Raw genomic sequence first — 18,244 nt, 5'->3', positions numbered from 1 at the left:
ATGCATCATCTTTATCGCGGGGCGGGAGGCACGACAACCGGTTTGCAGCGATTGTGTGTAAGGCATCACAAAATAATGAAACCGGTTTCAATTTTATGCGTGAAAAGATAAAAAGGCCCACCGAAGTGGGCTTTCTGGCCTCTGCGCCTTATGCCCTGATGATACGATTCTTGCCCTGCTGTTTCGCTTTATAGAGCGCTTCATCTACGCTCATGACCAGTTTATCCAGTGGTTCCATATTCCACTCGCCTAAACCGGCGCTGAAGGTCACCGTTAATCCTTCTTCCCGCCAGGTACGCTGAGCAATGTTGTGACGCCAGCTTTCCAGTATCGCCGGCGCATTGGCAATATGCTCGCCGGTGAAAATGACGGCAAATTCTTCACCGCCATAGCGATAGAGCGAAATATGCTGAGGCTGCAGGATCTGCAGCCCTTCACGTGCGACGTTGCGTAAAACGATATCGCCGTTGAGGTGACCCCAGGTGTCGTTGATGGATTTGAAATTATCGATATCGACCAGAGCCAGTGCAAACGGCTGATGATCGTTCATCAGCGCGGCGGTATCGCTGTCGAAGGCGCGGCGGTTTTTACAGCCGGTTAACGCATCGATGGTAGCCTGGCGCACATAGGTCAGCTCGCGCTGTTTATTACTTTCGATGGCCTTGCTCAGCATCGCTTCCAGCCGCGGGGCGCGGTTGACATCGCCGGTTTTGATCGCGTTGATGATATTCATCAGCACCGTGCGCGAGGCATGACGCAGGTACAGGCCAAAGAGAATAATAACAATGGCGGCTAGCGCAAATCCCCAGATAACAATATCGGTTTCGTAACGTGTTAAATCGACCAGCGTGGCGTTATCCACGCGGTAGATGACAAACCAGTCGGGATTGGTGAACGAATAATAGTAGTACCAGATGTCTTTTTTCTCGTCATACAGCTGACCCTCGGCGCTGGTCATTTTGTCCATGAGCTCGTCGCTGACGTAGGGTTTAAACAGCGCGCCGGTATCGGGATGGAGTACCACTTTCCCATCGCGCTGGACCACGAAAAACTCGCCCTGAACAGGGGCCACCATCTGGCGTAAAGCGTAGCCCATGGACGTCAAATCCAGATGAAATGCGAGGCTGCCTTTGAGCCGACCTTGCGGCGAGATGACGGGTTTATAGAGCGTGATGGTCGGATGATGGGTGAAATAATCCAGATAGGGGCTGGTATAATGGCTGAAGGTGCTGGCTTCTGCCTGTTTAATAAACCACGGTCTCGACTTAGGATCGAAAGCCTGGCTGTCATCACTCGCCAGGACCTCCGGCGCGCGCAGATAGTGGCCCTGAGTGTCCGCCAGCGAGATAGACGAGACGGTTGGCATCAGCTCCTGCAGCTGCATTAACTCCTGCAATCCCCGCAGAGGATCTACGTTAACCGCTTGATTCAACTCGTCGTTATTGGCAAAGAACTTAGTTGCCCTGGCGAGAATATAATCATTTCCGCGCAGCAGTGACTCCGTATAGTTAACGGCCAGGTTGTGGGTAAAATTGCGGTTAACGTGGTGGTAGTCTTCCAGAAAATTCTTTTTCTGCGTGGTGATGACGAAAACGGCGATCAGCAAAAAGCTGAGTAAAATCCCCGCAAAGCCAACCAGAATTGGCATAGTAAAAGAGAGCTTTCTACTGTGGCGAGCCATGTGTTGTAAATCGTTCCAGAAGGTCTTTCCGTGGGTTGAAGCGCAGGATTAGTCGTAATGCCTGGCGAGCGAATCAATTAATACTCCGTCAATTATAACCACGGGCTTTGGGAGGATGGGATTTATATTCGGTCGCGATGCCATTGCGGCGTTTGTCAGGGCGATGAAGCAGGGCGAAAATGAGGAAGAGAAGACTTTCGCCCTGGTCAGCATCCGTTGCTGACCGGGGCAGAATAGGATAACGGCAGCGTGGCGGCCATCTGCCGTTTTTCTCATTGCGTGACGCGGCGTAAAACATTTAGTCAGCTACGTTGCCTTTCATCACGACTGTGAAGCGCGTCCCAGCCAGCTATCCCAGTCTTTCCACACCGGCTGCAATCCGCGTGACACCAGAGCGTCGGCGACCTCCTCAGGACGGCGACCGTCGTGCGGTGCAAACTGCTCCAGCTCCGGGTGGTTATCGGCATATCCACCCGGTTGGGTTTTCGAAAATGCGCTGACGTTATTAATCGCCAGCGGGATCACCTGGTCACGGAATGTCGGCGATTCTCGCGTCGAGAGCGACAGCTCGACGTCCGGTGCCAGCAGGCGAAAGGCGCAAATGGTCTGCACCAGCTGGCGCTCGTCCATCAGCGATGCGGGCTCAACGCCACCGGCACATGGACGCAGGCGCGGGAATGAAATCGAGTAGCGGCTGCGCCAGTAGTGCTGCTGTAGCCACAGCAGGTGCTCGGCGACCATATAGCAATCCACGCGCCAACTGTCTGAAAGACCAATTAATGCCCCGAGACCGATCTTATCGATCCCCGCCTGGCCGAGACGATCCGGCGTTTCCAGGCGCCAGAAGAAGTCCTGCTTTTTGCCCTTCAGATGGTGCTGCGCGTACATGCTTTCATGATACGTTTCCTGATAAACCATGACGCCGTCCAGCCCGAGCGTTTTCAGCTCCGCATACTCTTCCATCGAGAGCGGCTGCACTTCCATTTGCAGTGAAGAAAACTGGCTGCGGATAGCGGGCAGGTGCCGGCGAAAATAGTCCATGCCGACTTTGCTCTGGTGTTCACCGGTAACCAGCAGCAAATGTTCAAAACCCATCTCGCGAATGGCTGCGCACTCACGGGTAATCTCTTCCTCATCTAGCGTTTTACGTTTGATGCGGTTGCTCATCGAGAAGCCGCAATAAGTACAATCGTTCGCGCACAGATTGGAAAGGTAAAGCGGTACGTAGAAGCTGACGGTATTGCCGAAACGTTGGCGGGTCAGCCGCTGTGCCCGCTGTGCCAGGGGTTCCAGATAGCCGGCAGCGGCGGGGGAGAGCAGGGCCATCATATCGTCACGACTGAGTTGTTTTGCCGCCATTGCCCGCTCGACGTCGGCCGGCGTTTTGCTGTTGATGCGCAGGCGGATATCATCCCATTGCAGCGCTTTCCAGCGCTCGGTAAAGGTGCTCATACCAGCGCCTCCAGAAAGCCGGTCAACGGGCTGGTGGCCTGGGCCTGGCGGCTGCGCGAGCCAGGACCTGCCTGCCGAGCCAGTAACCCTGCTTCTACCGCCAGGCGAAACGCTCGCGCCATCGTCACCGGATCGTCCGCCACGGCAATGGCGGTATTGACCAGTACCGCATCCGCACCCATTTCTAACGCCTGAGCAGCATGGCTGGGGACGCCAATACCCGCATCGACCACCACCGGTACCGTTGCCTGCTCGATAATAATCTCCAGCATCGCCCGGGTCTCCAGCCCCTGGTTCGAGCCAATCGGCGCGCCCAGAGGCATCACTGCCGCACAGCCGGCCTCTTCCAGCCGTTTGCACAGTACCGGGTCGGCACCGCAATAGGGCAGAACCACGAAACCTTCACGGACCAGCACCTCAGCCGCTTTTAGCGTTTCGATTGGGTCTGGCAGTAGCCAGCGCGCGTCCGGATGAATTTCCAGCTTCAGCCAGTGGGTACCCAGCGCTTCCCGGGCCAGTCGTGCGGCGAAAATGGCTTCTTCTGCCGTTTTTGCCCCGGATGTATTCGGCAGCAGGCTGACGCCGGCCGCCAGTAAGGGGGCGAGAATGGCGTCATTATGCTGGCGCAGATCGACGCGTTTCATCGCCAGCGTCACCAACTGGCTGCCTGAAGCGCGAATCGCCTCGACCATCAGTTCCGGCGCAGAAAATTTTCCAGTGCCGGTAAAAATATGTGATTCAAACGTTTTGTCCGCGATGCGTAACATGTCAGCCTCCGGCGATAACCTGAAAAAGCAGGACCCGATCGCCTTCCTGCAAAAGATGATGTTCCCACCGCTCGCGCGGCAGGACCTGTTGATTGAGCGCCAGCGCGGTGCCCGCCTGCTGTTGTGCTAACTGAGTGAGCAGAGCGGAGACGGTGGTTGTCCCGGCGCACTGCATCGGTTCGTCGTTAAACCAGATCTGCATGTCGCCCTCCACAAACCGGGCAGCTCTGCGCGCGCTGGAGTGCCAGACTGCGCCACTGGCTGGTACGTGCATCGAATAGCCGCAGCGTGTTGCGCGGCGTTGCCATGCCACTGAGCCATTTAATCGCCTCCAGCGCCTGCAGGGTGCCCATCATGCCGACCACCGGGCCGATAATTCCCGCCGTGCGGCAATTACGTTCAGGTTCGCTGCTATCCGGCCACAGGCAACGGTAGCAACCCTGTTCCCACGGCGGAGTCAGTACCATCAGCTGTCCGCCGAGCCCAACGGCACTGGCGGTAATCAGCGGCGTAGCCAGCGCGACGCAGGCAGCATTGATGGCCTGACGGGTCTCCATGTTATCGGTGCAGTCCAGCACCAGATCGGCCCTGGCGACTTCATGGTGCAAAGCATCACCGTTTAATCGCTGCGCCAGAGCGATGATTTCAATCTGCGGGTTAAGCTGTGTCAGCCGCTGGCGGGCGGCGCTGGTTTTCGGCTGAGCAATATCCTCGCTGGTAAAGAGAATCTGTCGCTGCAGGTTGCTGACGTGAACGTCGTCGTCATCCGCCAGGACCAGCGTGCCGACACCGGCGCCCGCCAGATATAGCGCGGCAGGCGATCCCAGTCCGCCGAGCCCGACGATCAGTACCCGGCTGGCCAGCAGTTTCTGCTGTCCTTCGAGGGCGATGTCTTCCAGCATCAGCTGGCGGCTGTAGCGCATAAAATCGCTGTCATTCATCGCCTGCTCCCGCGATTTTGAGCAGCTGAGCGGTGGCCTGCTGCCAGTCTGCCGCCTGGGTAATTGCGCTGACGACCGCAATACTACCGACGCCGGTTGCCAGTACCGCCGGCGCACGCGCCAGACTGATACCGCCGATTGCCACCGTCGGGTAATCTGCCAGACGCTGGATATGGCGAGTAAGCTGCTCCAGTCCCTGAGGAGCGGAAGGCATCTGTTTGGTTTGCGTGGGGAAAACGTGGCCCAGTGCGATGTAGGATGGTCGCGCGGCCAGCGCAACGTCGATTTCCATATCATCATGCGTAGAGACGCCAAGACGCAGACCGGCATTGCGAATCGCGTTCAGGTCCGTCGTCTCAAGGTCCTCCTGCCCCAGATGCACGCCGTAGGCCTGATGTTTGATGGCCAGCTGCCAGTAGTCGTTGATAAACAGGCGGGCATGATACTGACGACCTAGCGCGATAGCGGCGATCACCTTATCTTCAACATCACTGTCGCGCTTATCTTTGATGCGTAGTTGAAGAGTGCGCACGCCGGCTTGCAGCAGGCGTTCGATCCATACCACGCTATCAACAACCGGATAGAGGCCTAAGTGGAACGGGACGGTCGGAAAATCGGGTTGATACATCAGGCTTGCTCCTTACGTAAATAGATCTCACCGCCACGAGCGCGGAAGTCCTGGGATTTGTCGGCCATACCGGCGGCGATATCCTGCCGGGCGGCATACTCTCGGACTTCCTGGGTGATTTTCATTGAACAGAATTTGGGCCCGCACATGGAGCAGAAGTGGGCGACTTTGCCGGACTCCTGCGGTAGCGTTTCATCGTGATAAGCGCGGGCGGTGAACGGGTCGAGCGCGAGGTTAAACTGGTCTTCCCAACGGAATTCAAAACGGGCTTTGGACATGGCGTTATCGCGGATCTGTGCCCCGGGGTGCCCTTTGGCGAGGTCGGCGGCGTGCGCAGCGATTTTATAGGCGATCAGTCCCTGCTTTACGTCTTCTTTGTTGGGCAGGCCGAGGTGCTCTTTTGGCGTGACGTAGCAGAGCATCGCGCAGCCGAACCAGCCGATCATGGCCGCCCCGATACCGGAGGTGAAATGGTCATAACCCGGCGCAATATCGGTCGTGAGCGGCCCTAGCGTATAGAACGGTGCTTCATGGCAGTGCTCCAGCTCCTCGGTCATATTGCGGCGGATCATCTGCATGGGCACATGGCCTGGTCCTTCAATCATCACCTGCACATCGTACTCCCAGGCGATGCGGGTCAGTTCGCCCAGGGTATGCAGCTCGGCAAACTGGGCTTCATCATTGGCGTCCTGAATTGAGCCCGGACGCAGGCCGTCGCCGAGGGAGAGTGAGACATCATAGGCGGCGCAGATTTCACAGATTTCGCGGAAATGCGCGTAGAGGAAGTTCTCCTGATGATGGGAGAGGCACCATTTCGCCATAATTGAACCGCCGCGAGAGACAATGCCAGTCAGCCGTCTGGCGGTCATGGGCACGTAGCGCAGCAGGACGCCGGCATGAATGGTGAAATAGTCAACGCCTTGCTCCGCCTGCTCCAGCAGGGTATCCCTGAAGGCTTCCCAGGTGAGGTTCTCGGCGATGCCGTTTACTTTCTCCAGCGCCTGGTAGATGGGGACAGTCCCAATGGGGACCGGGCTGTTGCGCAGGATCCACTCGCGGGTTTCATGAATATAACGCCCGGTGGACAAATCCATAACCGTGTCAGCTCCCCAGCGCGTTGACCACACCAGCTTTTCCACCTCTTCCTCGATGGAGGAGGTGACCGCGGAGTTGCCGATGTTGGCGTTAACCTTCACTAAAAAATTGCGGCCGATAATCATCGGCTCCGATTCAGGATGGTTGATATTGGCAGGCACGATAGCGCGACCGGCGGCGATCTCATCGCGGACGAATTCCGCGGTGATATTTTTCGGCAGACGGGCTCCAAAACCTTCGCCCGGATGCTGGTGGCGCAGCACCTCGCTGCGGATACGCTCCCGGCCCATATTTTCCCGGATGGCGATATACGCCATTTCCGGCGTCACGATGCCCTGCCGCGCGTAGTGGAGCTGGGTGACGCATTTGCCAGGCTTTGCGCGTTTTGGCGTCAGCAGGCCGTTAAAGCGCAGCATATCCAGCGCTTCATCGGCCAGACGCGTTTTGGTGTAGAGGGAGCTGCGTTCGTGTAACGCCTCGCAATCGTGGCGGGCATCAATCCACGGCTGGCGCAGCTTTGTCAGCCCCTGGCGGACATCGATCGCGATATCAGGATCGCCATAGGGACCCGATGTGTCATACACCGGTATGGCTTCGTTTTCTTCGTACTGCGGGCGGGTTTTATCGCCGCCGACGAGCGTGGGGCTGAGCTGAATTTCGCGCATCGGCACGCGAATATCATCCTGCGAGCCCTGAATATAGATGCGTCGTGAGCGGGGAAAGGCGGTACCTTCGAGGGTATGAATAAAGTGCTGCGCGCGTTCGCGCTGTTCACGGCGGGTGAGTTTTATTGCAGACATAGCTCATTCCAGATAAAGAGGAGATGGCTTGTCAGACGACGGATGGAGTAACAGAGGCGATCGGTCCTGGATGGACGCTCGCTTATGGCAGTTTACTCTTGTTCCCTTCGCAGGTATTAGCCTGATCAGGTTCCGCGGATCCCGAATTAACGGTCTCAGCCTTTTCCACTTTATCCTTCGTGTTGCTTCTGACTGGCTTCGTCCGCTTGTTCCGGTCACTTACTTATAAGTTCACGGAGGCTCACTGACTTGCCGCCTTGACGCATCACGAATGCTTTTGTGGAAAATGGGCACTCCGACAAGATACATCCCCCTCCAGCGAGGGGGAACGTATGTAAACTACGCGTTAACAGCGCACAACTCAAGCAGTCGGCGCGATATTGTCGCTGACGTTGTCTTTCAGGTTGTGCGAAATGGCCAGAGCAATCAGTTTATCTTCCAGCGCAAAGCGTGCTTCCAGGGCTTCGCCGATATCCGATAGCGCCTGCTGGAACTCAAGATAGTTATCGTGATCGATGGCGTTTTCGAGGCAGGAGTCGTAGTAATCCATAATCTGCTGGGTGTTGGCTTCCAGCTGAGGATAGAGCTTCGTGGCCGCCAAAAGTGGCGTATCACCTTCCATTTCCCCAAGAATGCGTTCATAAATACTAAAATGGCCTGAGGAGAGGTAATCCACCAGGCTTTGGCAAAAGTTATCCAGCGCCTTTTCATTCAGTCGCATAAAGGATTCTTTGCCGGGTTTCAGGCCAACCAGCTTGTAGTAAGCCACGAGCAAATGCTTACGTACATGCAGCCAGCGATCGACCAGTTTATTACTGCCTCCAACACGTTCCGTTAGGTTTTCCAGCTGGTTTAACATGGTTGACTCCGCAAGTTTAAGAAAATAACGTTGCTCACCAGAATGTAAATATAATGTTAAAATTGCCAGTAAAACGAAGGTAGTGCAATAGATATGGATCGTATTATTGAAAAATTAGATCGCGGCTGGTGGATCGTCAGTCACGAACAAAAATTATGGTTACCCGACGGGGAATTACCACATGGCGAAGCGGTAAATTTTAATCTTGTCGGGCAACACGCACTGCATATTGGCGAATGGCAAGGCGACGCGGTCTGGATGGTGCGTCAGGATCGTCGGCATGATATGGGATCGTTGCGCCAGCTACTGGATCAGGATCCGGGGCTGTTTCAGCTGGCGGGGCGCGGTATTCAGCTGGCTGAATTTTACCGCTCGCATAAATTCTGCGGCTACTGCGGGCATTCTATGCATCCCAGCAAAACCGAATGGGCGATGCTGTGTAGCCACTGCCGCGAGCGCTATTACCCGCAAATTGCTCCCTGTATGATCGTGGCGATTCGCCGGGACGATTCTATCCTGCTGGCGCAGCATACCCGGCACCGTAATGGTGTACACACGGTGCTGGCCGGGTTCGTCGAAGTCGGAGAGACCCTTGAGCAGGCGGTGGCCCGTGAGGTTATGGAAGAGTGTGGCCTGAAGGTGAAAAATCTGCGCTATGTAACCTCCCAGCCCTGGCCGTTCCCGCAGTCGCTGATGACTGCATTTATGGCGGAGTATGACAGCGGCGAGATTGTCATTGATAAGAAAGAGCTGTTACAGGCAGGCTGGTACCGCTACGACGATTTACCGCTGCTGCCGCCGCCGGGTACCGTAGCGCGTCGCCTGATTGAAGATACCGTGGCAATGTGCCGGGCCGACGAGGAATGACGTGATACAATAACGGCCTGACGCATTAAGGAACTGCAAAATGACCGAACTGAAGAACGATCGTTATCTGCGTGCGCTGCTGCGCCAACCCGTTGATGTGACCCCGGTGTGGATGATGCGCCAGGCTGGCCGCTATTTACCGGAGTACAAAGCGACTCGCGCACAGGCGGGCGACTTTATGTCGCTGTGTAAAAACGCCGAGCTGGCCTGCGAAGTGACATTGCAGCCGCTGCGCCGCTATGCGCTGGATGCGGCGATCCTCTTCTCGGACATTTTGACTATTCCGGACGCGATGGGGCTGGGGCTCTATTTCGAAACCGGCGAAGGCCCACGCTTCACGTCGACAATTACCTGCAAGGCCGATGTCGACAAACTGCCGGTGCCCGATCCGGAAGATGAGCTCGGCTACGTGATGAATGCTGTGCGCACGATTCGCCGTGAACTCAAAGGCGACGTTCCACTGATCGGCTTCTCCGGTAGCCCGTGGACGCTGGCGACCTACATGATTGAAGGGGGCAGCAGTAAGGCCTTCACCGTCATCAAGAAAATGATGTATGCCGACCCACAGGCGCTGCATGCGCTGCTTGATAAGCTGGCAAAAAGCGTCACGCTATACCTTAACGCCCAGATCAAAGCGGGCGCCCAGTCGGTGATGATTTTCGATACCTGGGGTGGCGTGCTGACCGGCCGCGATTATCAGCAGTTCTCGCTGTATTACATGCACAAAATTGTCGATGGTCTGCTGCGTGAAAACGAAGGGCGCCGCGTACCGGTTACGCTGTTCACCAAAGGCGGTGGGCAGTGGCTGGAAGCAATGGCGGAGACCGGTTGCGATGCCCTCGGGCTCGACTGGACGACGGATATTGCCGACGCACGTCGTCGCGTGGGTCACAAAGTTGCGCTGCAGGGCAATATGGACCCTTCAATGCTCTATGCGCCTGCTGGACGCATTGAAGATGAAGTCGCAACCATACTTGCTGGTTTTGGCCAGGGGGAAGGCCATGTCTTCAACCTGGGCCACGGTATCCATCAGGATGTGAATCCTGAACACGCTGGCGTATTTGTTGAAGCGGTACACCGGCTGTCAGCACAATACCATCGCTAAGGAATGAGTATGGATCTGGCGTCGCTACGCGCCCGTCAGCAGGAGCTGGCAGCATCGGTTATTCGCGAGGATCGGTTGGATCAGGACTCTCTCGGATTGATCGGCGGAGCGGACGTCGGTTTTGAGCAAGAAGGTGAAGTCACGCGGGCGGCTATTGTGCTGCTCGCTTACCCTTCGCTGGAGCTGGTTGAGTACCAGGTGGCACGTGTGCCCACCACCATGCCTTATATCCCCGGTTTTCTCTCCTTTCGTGAAACGCCCGCGCTGTTGGCGGCGTGGCAGCAGCTTTCACGAAAGCCGGGTCTGTTATTTGTTGATGGCCACGGTATTTCCCATCCCCGACGCCTGGGTGTGGCCAGTCATTTTGGTCTGCTGGTTGACGTGCCGACCATTGGTGTGGCGAAAAGGCGCCTGTGCGGGCAATTTACGCTGCCGGGCGACGAACCAGGGGCGCTGGCGCCGCTGACGGATAAAAACGAACAGCTTGCATGGGTGTGGCGCAGCAAAGCGCGCTGCAATCCTCTGTTTATCAGCACCGGCCATCGCGTTGCCCTCGATAGCGCACTGGCGTGGGTACAGCGCTGCACCAGAGGTTATCGTCTGCCAGAGCCCACGCGCTGGGCCGATGCGGTTGCTTCGCAGCGTCCGGCATTTGTGCGTTGGCAAGCAAATCACCGCTGATTCAGGTACACTGCGGCTAATTTCTGACTTCGAGAATTCATCATGTTACAAAACCCGATTCATCTGCGCCTGGAGAAGCTGGAAAGCTGGCAGCACGTCACCTTTATGGCCTGTTTGTGCGAGCGCATGTACCCCAATTACGCCATGTTCTGCCAGCAAACCGAATTTGCTGACGGCCAGCTGTATCGCCGTATCCTCGATCTGATTTGGGAAACGCTGACGGTCAAAGATGCGAAGGTGAATTTTGATAGTCAGCTGGAAAAGCTGGAAGAGGCGATCCCGGTAGCCGACGATTTCGATATGTACGGGGTCTATCCGGCTATCGATGCTTGCGTCGCTCTGAGCGAACTGGTTCATTCGCGTCTGAGTGGAGAGACGCTTGAGCACGCGATTGAAGTGAGTAAGAGTTCCATTACCACCGTCGCAATGCTGGAAATGACCCAGGCTGGTCGCGAAATGACCGATGAAGAGCTCAAAGTAAACCCAGCGGTAGAGCAGGAATGGGATATTCAGTGGGAAATTTTTCGCCTGCTGGCCGAATGCGAAGAACGCGATATTGAGCTGATCAAAGGACTGCGTGCCGACCTCCGTGAGGCCGGTGAGAGCAATATTGGTATAAATTTTCAGCAGTGAGACCAGAAAACGTGATTTACCGCCTGAATTGTAGCGTCTGAAGGCTTCCATTCCGCCCCCCGTCTGGTCTACATTTGGAGGGCGAAAAAAAGTGGCTATCGGTGCGTGTATGCAGGAGAGTGCTTTTCAGGCATTTCCGTCGCACTCGGTGCTTAGCAAGCGATAAACACATTGTAAGGATAACTTATGAACAAGACTCAACTGATTGATGTAATTGCGGACAAAGCTGACCTGTCCAAAGCACAGGCAAAAGCTGCCCTGGAATCTACCCTGGCTGCAATTACTGAGTCTCTGAAAGAAGGTGATGCTGTTCAACTGGTTGGTTTCGGTACCTTCAAAGTGAACCACCGCGCTGAGCGTACTGGCCGCAACCCGCAGACCGGTAACGAAATCAAAATTGCCGCTGCTAACGTGCCGGCGTTTGTTTCTGGTAAAGCTCTGAAAGACGCAGTTAAGTAAGACTGCGTGGCAGTGTACAGTTTTAACGAAGGGGCCTTAAAGCCCCTTTTGTCTATCTGGCGTCGCGCGTTGATGCTGGCGGGCGTTGTGCTGATCTCTGCCTGCAGCCATGATTCCTCTGTTCCGCCTTTTACCGCTAGCGGTTATGCGGACAACCAGGGGGCGATGCGTATCTGGCGTCTGGATGCCAACGGTGAAGTGCATCTTCTTGCTGCCTTTAGCCCGTGGCGTCACGGCAATACCTCAACCAGCGAATACCGCTGGCAGGGTGACAGACTCACGCTTATCGAACTCAACGTATACGGCAAACCCACGGAACATATTCGGGCCCGCTTTGATGACCAGGGCGAGCTGAGCTTTATGCAGCGCGAAGTGGACGGACAAAAGCAGCAGCTTTCCAGCGATCAGGTGGCGCTTTACCGCTACCGGGCAACGCAAATTCGCCGAACCAGCGACGCATTACGCCAGGGACGCGTTGTCCTGCGCCAGGGGCGCTGGCATGCCAACCACACGGTAACGACCTGTGAAGGGCAAATCGTGAAGCCAGATCTGGATGCGCGAGCCTTAGCTCACATTCAACGTCGCCAGAATCACTCCTCCGTTGAGGTGAGCGTGGCGTGGCTGGAAGCATCGGACGGTGCTCAGCTCTTGCTGGTGGCCAACGAAGACTTCTGTACCTGGCAGCCGCAGGAGAAAACCTTCTGACGCTCTGTCAGAGACGCTTTACACTCCCCCCGCAATCCCTGTTTCTCTCCGCCGCCGTTCTTCAGCACGATGATACTTCTCTGAAGCGCACAGCCGCGTAAACCTGATGGCTGATGCCGGGCTGACGATAAAAAAACGGACGGCCCCAAACTGGAGCCGCCCGTCAATAACGCTTTCCCTGAGATAATACTCAGACGCTAGTCTTGCTCACGAGCAATGGCACGCCAGCCGATATCGCTACGGCTGAAGCTACCTTCCCAGTGAATACCGGTCAGCAGTTCGTAGGCACGCTGCTGCGCCTGGGCAACGGTATCGCCTAATGCCGTCACGCACAGTACGCGCCCGCCGTTAGTCACGACGCGCTGGCCGTCGGCAAGCTTTGTCCCGGCATGGAATACCTTGCCATCCGCCGCGTCTTCCTGTGGCAGACCGAAGATCTCGTCGCCGGTGGCGTAGTTGCCCGGGTAGCCGCCGGCAGCGACCACAACGCCCAGTGAAGCGCGAGTGTCCCACTCGGAGGTCTTCTCATCCAGCTTCCCGTCACAGGCGGCGAGGCACAGCTCCACCATATCGGATTTCATACGCAGCATAATGGGCTGCGTTTCCGGATCGCCGAAACGGCAGTTGAACTCGATGACTTTTGGATTACCCTGTTGGTCGATCATCAGGCCGGCGTACAGGAAGCCGGTATAGGTATTGCCTTCTGCCGCCATGCCTTTGACCGTTGGCCAAATGATGCGATCCATGGTGCGCTGATGAACCTCATCCGTCACCACCGGGGCGGGAGAGTAAGCGCCCATGCCGCCGGTATTCGGACCGGTATCGCCATTGCCCACGCGTTTGTGGTCCTGGCTGGTGGCCATCGGCAGGATGTGCTCGCCGTCGACCATGACGATAAAACTGGCTTCTTCACCGTCGAGGAACTCTTCGATCACGATCCGGTGACCCGCATCGCCAAAGGCGTTGCCTGCCAGCATATCCTGAACTGCATCTTCCGCTTCTTGCAGCGTCATCGCGACAATCACGCCTTTACCGGCAGCCAGACCGTCAGCTTTGATAACAATCGGGGCGCCTTTTTCACGCAGGTAGGCCAGCGCAGGCTCGACGTCGGTGAAATTCTGATATTCCGCCGTTGGAATGTTATGGCGTGCAAGGAAATCTTTGGTAAACGCTTTAGAGCCTTCCAGCTGAGCGGCGCCTTCGGTCGGGCCGAAAATTTTCAGGCCCGCAGCGCGGAATGCATCCACAATGCCAATCACCAGCGGCGCTTCCGGGCCGACGATGGTCAGATCGATTTTTTCGCTCTGTGCAAAGCTCAGCAGTGCCGGAATGTCTGTCACGCCGATATTGACGTTTTTCAGCGCAGGTTCCAGAGCAGTACCGGCGTTACCCGGTGCAACGTAAACGGTGTCAACCAGCGGAGACTGTGCCGCTTTCCACCCCAGCGCGTGCTCGCGGCCGCCGTTGCCAATCACTAATACTTTCATGTTCTGCTCCGTGAATTAATGGCGGAAGTGGCGCATGTCGGTGAAGATCATCGCAATGCCGTGTTCGTCGGCGGCGGCAATGACTTCTTCGTCGCGAATAGAGCCACCCGGTTGAATCACGCAGGTTACGCCAACCGCTGCGGCTGCATCGATGCCGTCACGGAATGGGAAGAAGGCATCCGATGCCATTGCCGAGCCTTGAACTTCCAGACCTTCGTCAGCGGCTTTGATACCGGCAATTTTAGCGGAGTAAACGCGGCTCATCTGCCCTGCGCCTATACCGATTGTCATGTTCTCTTTGGCGTAAACAATTGCGTTGGATTTTACGAACTTGGCGACCTTCCAGCAGAATAGCGCGTCGCGGAGTTCTTGCTCTGACGGCTGGCGTTTGCTGACCACGCGCAGTTCGCCTGCGGTGACCATGCCCAGGTCACGATCCTGTACCAGCAGACCGCCGTTAACGCGTTTGAAATCGAGACCCGGTACACGTGCTGCCCACTCGCCGCAGATCAGTACGCGGACGTTCTGCTTGGCGGCCGTAATCTTCAATGCCTCTTCGCTGGCGGAAGGTGCAATAATCACTTCAACAAACTGGCGAGAGATGATGGCCTGTGCGGTTTCAGCATCCAGCTCGCGGTTGAAGGCGATAATGCCGCCGAATGCGGAAGTCGGGTCAGTTTTGTAGGCGCGATTGTAAGCATCCAGAATTGAGTCGCTGACCGCGACGCCGCACGGGTTGGCGTGTTTAACAATGACGCAGGCCGGCTCGTTGAACTCTTTCACGCACTCCAGCGCTGCATCGGTGTCGGCGATGTTGTTATAGGAAAGCGCTTTACCCTGAATCTGGGTAGCGGTGGCAACGGAGGCTTCTTTAATTTCTTCTTCTATATAGAAGGCCGCCTGCTGATGGCTATTCTCGCCGTAGCGCATATCCTGCTTCTTAATGAAGTTCAGATTCAACGTGCGCGGGAAACGGCCGGACGCTTCCTGAGTATCACCGTGATAGGCCGGGACCATGCTGCCAAAGTAGTTGGCAATCATGCTGTCGTAGGCTGCGGTGTGCTCGAAAGCTTTAATCGCGAGGTCGAAACGGGTTTCCAGGGTCAGGGAACCGTCGTTGGCATCCATCTCTTTAATAATGGCGTTGTAGTCATGGCTCTTCACGACGATAGCCACGTCTTTATGGTTCTTGGCCGCGGAGCGCACCATCGTCGGGCCACCGATATCGATATTCTCAACCGCATCTTCCAGCGAGCAACCTTCGCGAGCGACAGTTTGAGCAAATGGATAAAGGTTAACGACAACCATATCGATAGGAGAGATCGCATGCTGTGCCATGATCTCATCATCCTGGCCGCGACGGCCGAGAATGCCGCCGTGCACTTTTGGATGCAGGGTCTTAACGCGTCCATCCATCATTTCCGGGAAACCGGTGTAGTCAGAGACTTCGGTTACCGGCAGACCTTTCTCAGCCAGCAGGCGTGCGGTACCACCCGTAGACAGTAGCTCAACACCACGAGCGGAAAGAGCCTGCGCGAATTCGACGATACCGGCCTTGTCAGAAACACTGAGTAGAGCGCGGCGGACTGGACGACGTTGTTGCATGGTATTAAATCCCCAGGATTTGAACATTACAGAGAGCGTTAGGTGAGTTTTCGTCTAAAAACTCACCTAACGCGCCCAACCGGGCATCCTTGTCATAGCGCGGCATTGTAACGAAAACGTTTGCGCAACGCTCGCGAATTTTTATCTTTCTCTTTTTTGCCGGTCTCTCCTCTATATAGAAGAGCATTTTGCCGGTCTTTATCGACCAGGGATGCAGGTGGTCTGTGGATAATTCTGTGTGTAACAGGGTATAAAGCGGGGTTTTGCTGGGGAATGCAGCAGTCAGTCATTTTTCTGCAATTTTTCTATTGCGGGCTCTCGAGAACTCCCTATAATGCGCCTCCATCGACACGGAACAACGGCAAACAAGCCGCCGGGTTGAAAGAGAAAACTTCTGAAAAATGAGGTTGACTCTGAAAGAGGAAAACGTATTATACGGGACCTCGCAACGGTGAGCGAAAGCCGCGTTGCACTGCTCTTTAACAATTTATCAGACAATCTGTGTGGGCACTCAAAGTGACATGGATTCTTAACGTCCTCGGACGAAAAATGAATACCAAGTCTCTGAGTGAACACGTAATTCATTACGAAGTTTAATTCACGAGCATCAAACTTAAATTGAAGAGTTTGATCATGGCTCAGATTGAACGCTGGCGGCAGGCCTAACACATGCAAGTCGAGCGGTAGCACAGAAGAGCTTGCTCTTTGGGTGACGAGCGGCGGACGGGTGAGTAATGTCTGGGAAACTGCCTGATGGAGGGGGATAACTACTGGAAACGGTAGCTAATACCGCATAACGTCGAAAGACCAAAGTGGGGGACCTTCGGGCCTCATGCCATCAGATGTGCCCAGATGGGATTAGCTAGTAGGTGGGGTAATGGCTCACCTAGGCGACGATCCCTAGCTGGTCTGAGAGGATGACCAGCCACACTGGAACTGAGACACGGTCCAGACTCCTACGGGAGGCAGCAGTGGGGAATATTGCACAATGGGCGCAAGCCTGATGCAGCCATGCCGCGTGTATGAAGAAGGCCTTCGGGTTGTAAAGTACTTTCAGCGAGGAGGAAGGCATTAAGGTTAATAACCTTGGTGATTGACGTTACTCGCAGAAGAAGCACCGGCTAACTCCGTGCCAGCAGCCGCGGTAATACGGAGGGTGCAAGCGTTAATCGGAATTACTGGGCGTAAAGCGCACGCAGGCGGTTTGTTAAGTCAGATGTGAAATCCCCGGGCTCAACCTGGGAACTGCATTTGAAACTGGCAAGCTTGAGTCTTGTAGAGGGGGGTAGAATTCCAGGTGTAGCGGTGAAATGCGTAGAGATCTGGAGGAATACCGGTGGCGAAGGCGGCCCCCTGGACAAAGACTGACGCTCAGGTGCGAAAGCGTGGGGAGCAAACAGGATTAGATACCCTGGTAGTCCACGCTGTAAACGATGTCGACTTGGAGGTTGTTCCCTTGAGGAGTGGCTTCCGGAGCTAACGCGTTAAGTCGACCGCCTGGGGAGTACGGCCGCAAGGTTAAAACTCAAATGAATTGACGGGGGCCCGCACAAGCGGTGGAGCATGTGGTTTAATTCGATGCAACGCGAAGAACCTTACCTACTCTTGACATCCAGAGAACTTAGCAGAGATGCTTTGGTGCCTTCGGGAACTCTGAGACAGGTGCTGCATGGCTGTCGTCAGCTCGTGTTGTGAAATGTTGGGTTAAGTCCCGCAACGAGCGCAACCCTTATCCTTTGTTGCCAGCGGTTCGGCCGGGAACTCAAAGGAGACTGCCAGTGATAAACTGGAGGAAGGTGGGGATGACGTCAAGTCATCATGGCCCTTACGAGTAGGGCTACACACGTGCTACAATGGCATATACAAAGAGAAGCGACCTCGCGAGAGCAAGCGGACCTCATAAAGTATGTCGTAGTCCGGATCGGAGTCTGCAACTCGACTCCGTGAAGTCGGAATCGCTAGTAATCGTGGATCAGAATGCCACGGTGAATACGTTCCCGGGCCTTGTACACACCGCCCGTCACACCATGGGAGTGGGTTGCAAAAGAAGTAGGTAGCTTAACCTTCGGGAGGGCGCTTACCACTTTGTGATTCATGACTGGGGTGAAGTCGTAACAAGGTAACCGTAGGGGAACCTGCGGTTGGATCACCTCCTTACCTGAAAGAACCTGCCTTTGTAGTGTCCACACAGATTGTCTGATGAAAAGTAAATAGCAAGGCGTCTTGCGATTGAGACTTCAGTGTCCCCTTCGTCTAGAGGCCCAGGACACCGCCCTTTCACGGCGGTAACAGGGGTTCGAATCCCCTAGGGGACGCCACTTGCTGGTTTGTGAGTGAAAGTCGCCGACCTCAGTATCTCAAAACTGATTCTCCGGAATCATGTTTGAGATATTTGCTCTTTAAAAATCTGGATCAAGCTGAAAATTGAAACGACACACTGTTTCCTTTCTCCGTAATAAGAAAGGAAAAATGGTGTGTT

Annotated in this window: 16 protein-coding genes, 1 tRNA gene and 1 rRNA gene; 8 read left to right on the top strand and 10 right to left on the bottom strand. The window is 55.5% G+C overall.

Translation table 11 applies throughout. From position 1 onward, the window contains the following. Positions 1 to 148: 148 nt before the first annotated feature. The 8 genes from ACMYSK_RS18060 to rsd form a co-directional block, all read right to left on the bottom strand. Positions 149 to 1,681 (bottom strand): sensor domain-containing diguanylate cyclase, encoded by a 1,533-nt coding sequence (locus ACMYSK_RS18060; RefSeq protein ID WP_434637491.1) that lies wholly within the window; start codon positions 1,679 to 1,681, stop codon positions 149 to 151. 321 nt (positions 1,682 to 2,002) lie between these two features. Further along, positions 2,003 to 3,133 carry a 2-iminoacetate synthase ThiH gene (gene thiH / locus ACMYSK_RS18055; RefSeq protein ID WP_434637489.1) on the bottom strand — a complete coding sequence of 377 codons (1,131 nt, stop codon included), beginning with the start codon at positions 3,131 to 3,133 and terminating at the stop codon, positions 2,003 to 2,005. Continuing rightward, positions 3,130 to 3,900 (bottom strand): thiazole synthase, encoded by a 771-nt coding sequence (thiG, locus tag ACMYSK_RS18050; RefSeq protein ID WP_434637487.1) that lies wholly within the window; start codon positions 3,898 to 3,900, stop codon positions 3,130 to 3,132. Before thiG ends, thiH begins: the two co-directional genes overlap by 4 nt. 1 nt (position 3,901) lies before the next feature. Continuing rightward, positions 3,902 to 4,102: a sulfur carrier protein ThiS gene (gene thiS / locus ACMYSK_RS18045; RefSeq protein WP_434637485.1), complete on the bottom strand. Its 201-nt coding sequence runs from the start codon at positions 4,100 to 4,102 to the stop codon at positions 3,902 to 3,904. After that, a complete protein-coding gene (locus ACMYSK_RS18040) occupies positions 4,086 to 4,841 on the bottom strand; it encodes a HesA/MoeB/ThiF family protein (protein WP_434637483.1) in 756 nt (251 codons plus the stop codon). Before ACMYSK_RS18040 ends, thiS begins: the two co-directional genes overlap by 17 nt. Continuing rightward, positions 4,834 to 5,469, bottom strand: coding sequence for a thiamine phosphate synthase (gene thiE / locus ACMYSK_RS18035; RefSeq protein ID WP_434637481.1), 636 nt, complete (start codon positions 5,467 to 5,469; stop codon positions 4,834 to 4,836). The genes ACMYSK_RS18040 and thiE overlap by 8 nt, the downstream gene beginning before the upstream one ends. Then, on the bottom strand, positions 5,469 to 7,364 hold the full coding sequence (gene thiC, locus ACMYSK_RS18030; protein WP_434637478.1) for a phosphomethylpyrimidine synthase ThiC: 1,896 nt from the start codon (positions 7,362 to 7,364) through the stop codon (positions 5,469 to 5,471). The genes thiE and thiC overlap by 1 nt, the downstream gene beginning before the upstream one ends. 361 nt (positions 7,365 to 7,725) lie before the next feature. Beyond that, positions 7,726 to 8,223 carry a sigma D regulator gene (rsd, locus tag ACMYSK_RS18025; RefSeq protein ID WP_434637476.1) on the bottom strand — a complete coding sequence of 166 codons (498 nt, stop codon included), beginning with the start codon at positions 8,221 to 8,223 and terminating at the stop codon, positions 7,726 to 7,728. A gap of 93 nt (positions 8,224 to 8,316) precedes the next feature. On the opposite strand from rsd, the gene nudC reads away from it, so the two are divergent. From nudC to ACMYSK_RS17995, 6 genes are all read left to right on the top strand, one after another. Next, positions 8,317 to 9,090 (top strand): NAD(+) diphosphatase, encoded by a 774-nt coding sequence (nudC, locus tag ACMYSK_RS18020; protein ID WP_434637474.1) that lies wholly within the window; start codon positions 8,317 to 8,319, stop codon positions 9,088 to 9,090. Between the two features lie 40 nt (positions 9,091 to 9,130). Beyond that, entirely contained in the window at positions 9,131 to 10,195 is a 1,065-nt protein-coding gene (hemE, locus tag ACMYSK_RS18015; protein WP_434637472.1) for a uroporphyrinogen decarboxylase, read from the top strand. Positions 10,196 to 10,204: 9 nt separating this feature from the next. Next, entirely contained in the window at positions 10,205 to 10,876 is a 672-nt protein-coding gene (gene nfi / locus ACMYSK_RS18010) for a deoxyribonuclease V (protein ID WP_434637470.1), read from the top strand. 42 nt (positions 10,877 to 10,918) lie between these two features. Next, complete coding sequence (locus ACMYSK_RS18005) at positions 10,919 to 11,509, top strand: YjaG family protein (protein WP_434637468.1); 591 nt, start codon at positions 10,919 to 10,921, stop codon at positions 11,507 to 11,509. A 186-nt stretch (positions 11,510 to 11,695) separates the two neighbouring features. Continuing rightward, positions 11,696 to 11,968 carry a nucleoid-associated protein HU-alpha gene (hupA, locus tag ACMYSK_RS18000; RefSeq protein ID WP_004097675.1) on the top strand — a complete coding sequence of 91 codons (273 nt, stop codon included), beginning with the start codon at positions 11,696 to 11,698 and terminating at the stop codon, positions 11,966 to 11,968. Between the two features lie 12 nt (positions 11,969 to 11,980). Then, positions 11,981 to 12,673: a DUF1481 domain-containing protein gene (locus tag ACMYSK_RS17995; RefSeq protein ID WP_434644188.1), complete on the top strand. Its 693-nt coding sequence runs from the start codon at positions 11,981 to 11,983 to the stop codon at positions 12,671 to 12,673. A 197-nt stretch (positions 12,674 to 12,870) separates the two neighbouring features. On the opposite strand, the gene purD is transcribed toward ACMYSK_RS17995, so the two are convergent. Beyond that, on the bottom strand, positions 12,871 to 14,160 hold the full coding sequence (gene purD / locus ACMYSK_RS17990; RefSeq protein WP_434637466.1) for a phosphoribosylamine--glycine ligase: 1,290 nt from the start codon (positions 14,158 to 14,160) through the stop codon (positions 12,871 to 12,873). Positions 14,161 to 14,175: 15 nt separating this feature from the next. After that, positions 14,176 to 15,765: a bifunctional phosphoribosylaminoimidazolecarboxamide formyltransferase/IMP cyclohydrolase gene (purH, locus tag ACMYSK_RS17985; RefSeq protein ID WP_434637464.1), complete on the bottom strand. Its 1,590-nt coding sequence runs from the start codon at positions 15,763 to 15,765 to the stop codon at positions 14,176 to 14,178. A 615-nt stretch (positions 15,766 to 16,380) separates the two neighbouring features. On the opposite strand from purH, the gene ACMYSK_RS17980 reads away from it, so the two are divergent. Continuing rightward, positions 16,381 to 17,922, top strand: a 16S ribosomal RNA gene (locus tag ACMYSK_RS17980). Positions 17,923 to 18,007: 85 nt separating this feature from the next. Continuing rightward, positions 18,008 to 18,083, top strand: a tRNA-Glu gene (locus ACMYSK_RS17975). Positions 18,084 to 18,244: the final 161 nt, after the last annotated feature.

Source organism: Klebsiella sp. I138 (assembly GCF_051131765.1).
GTDB lineage: Bacteria > Pseudomonadota > Gammaproteobacteria > Enterobacterales > Enterobacteriaceae > Klebsiella.
The sequence above is the reverse complement of the archived record's forward strand: the minus strand, read 5'-3'. Positions and strand labels throughout refer to the sequence as shown.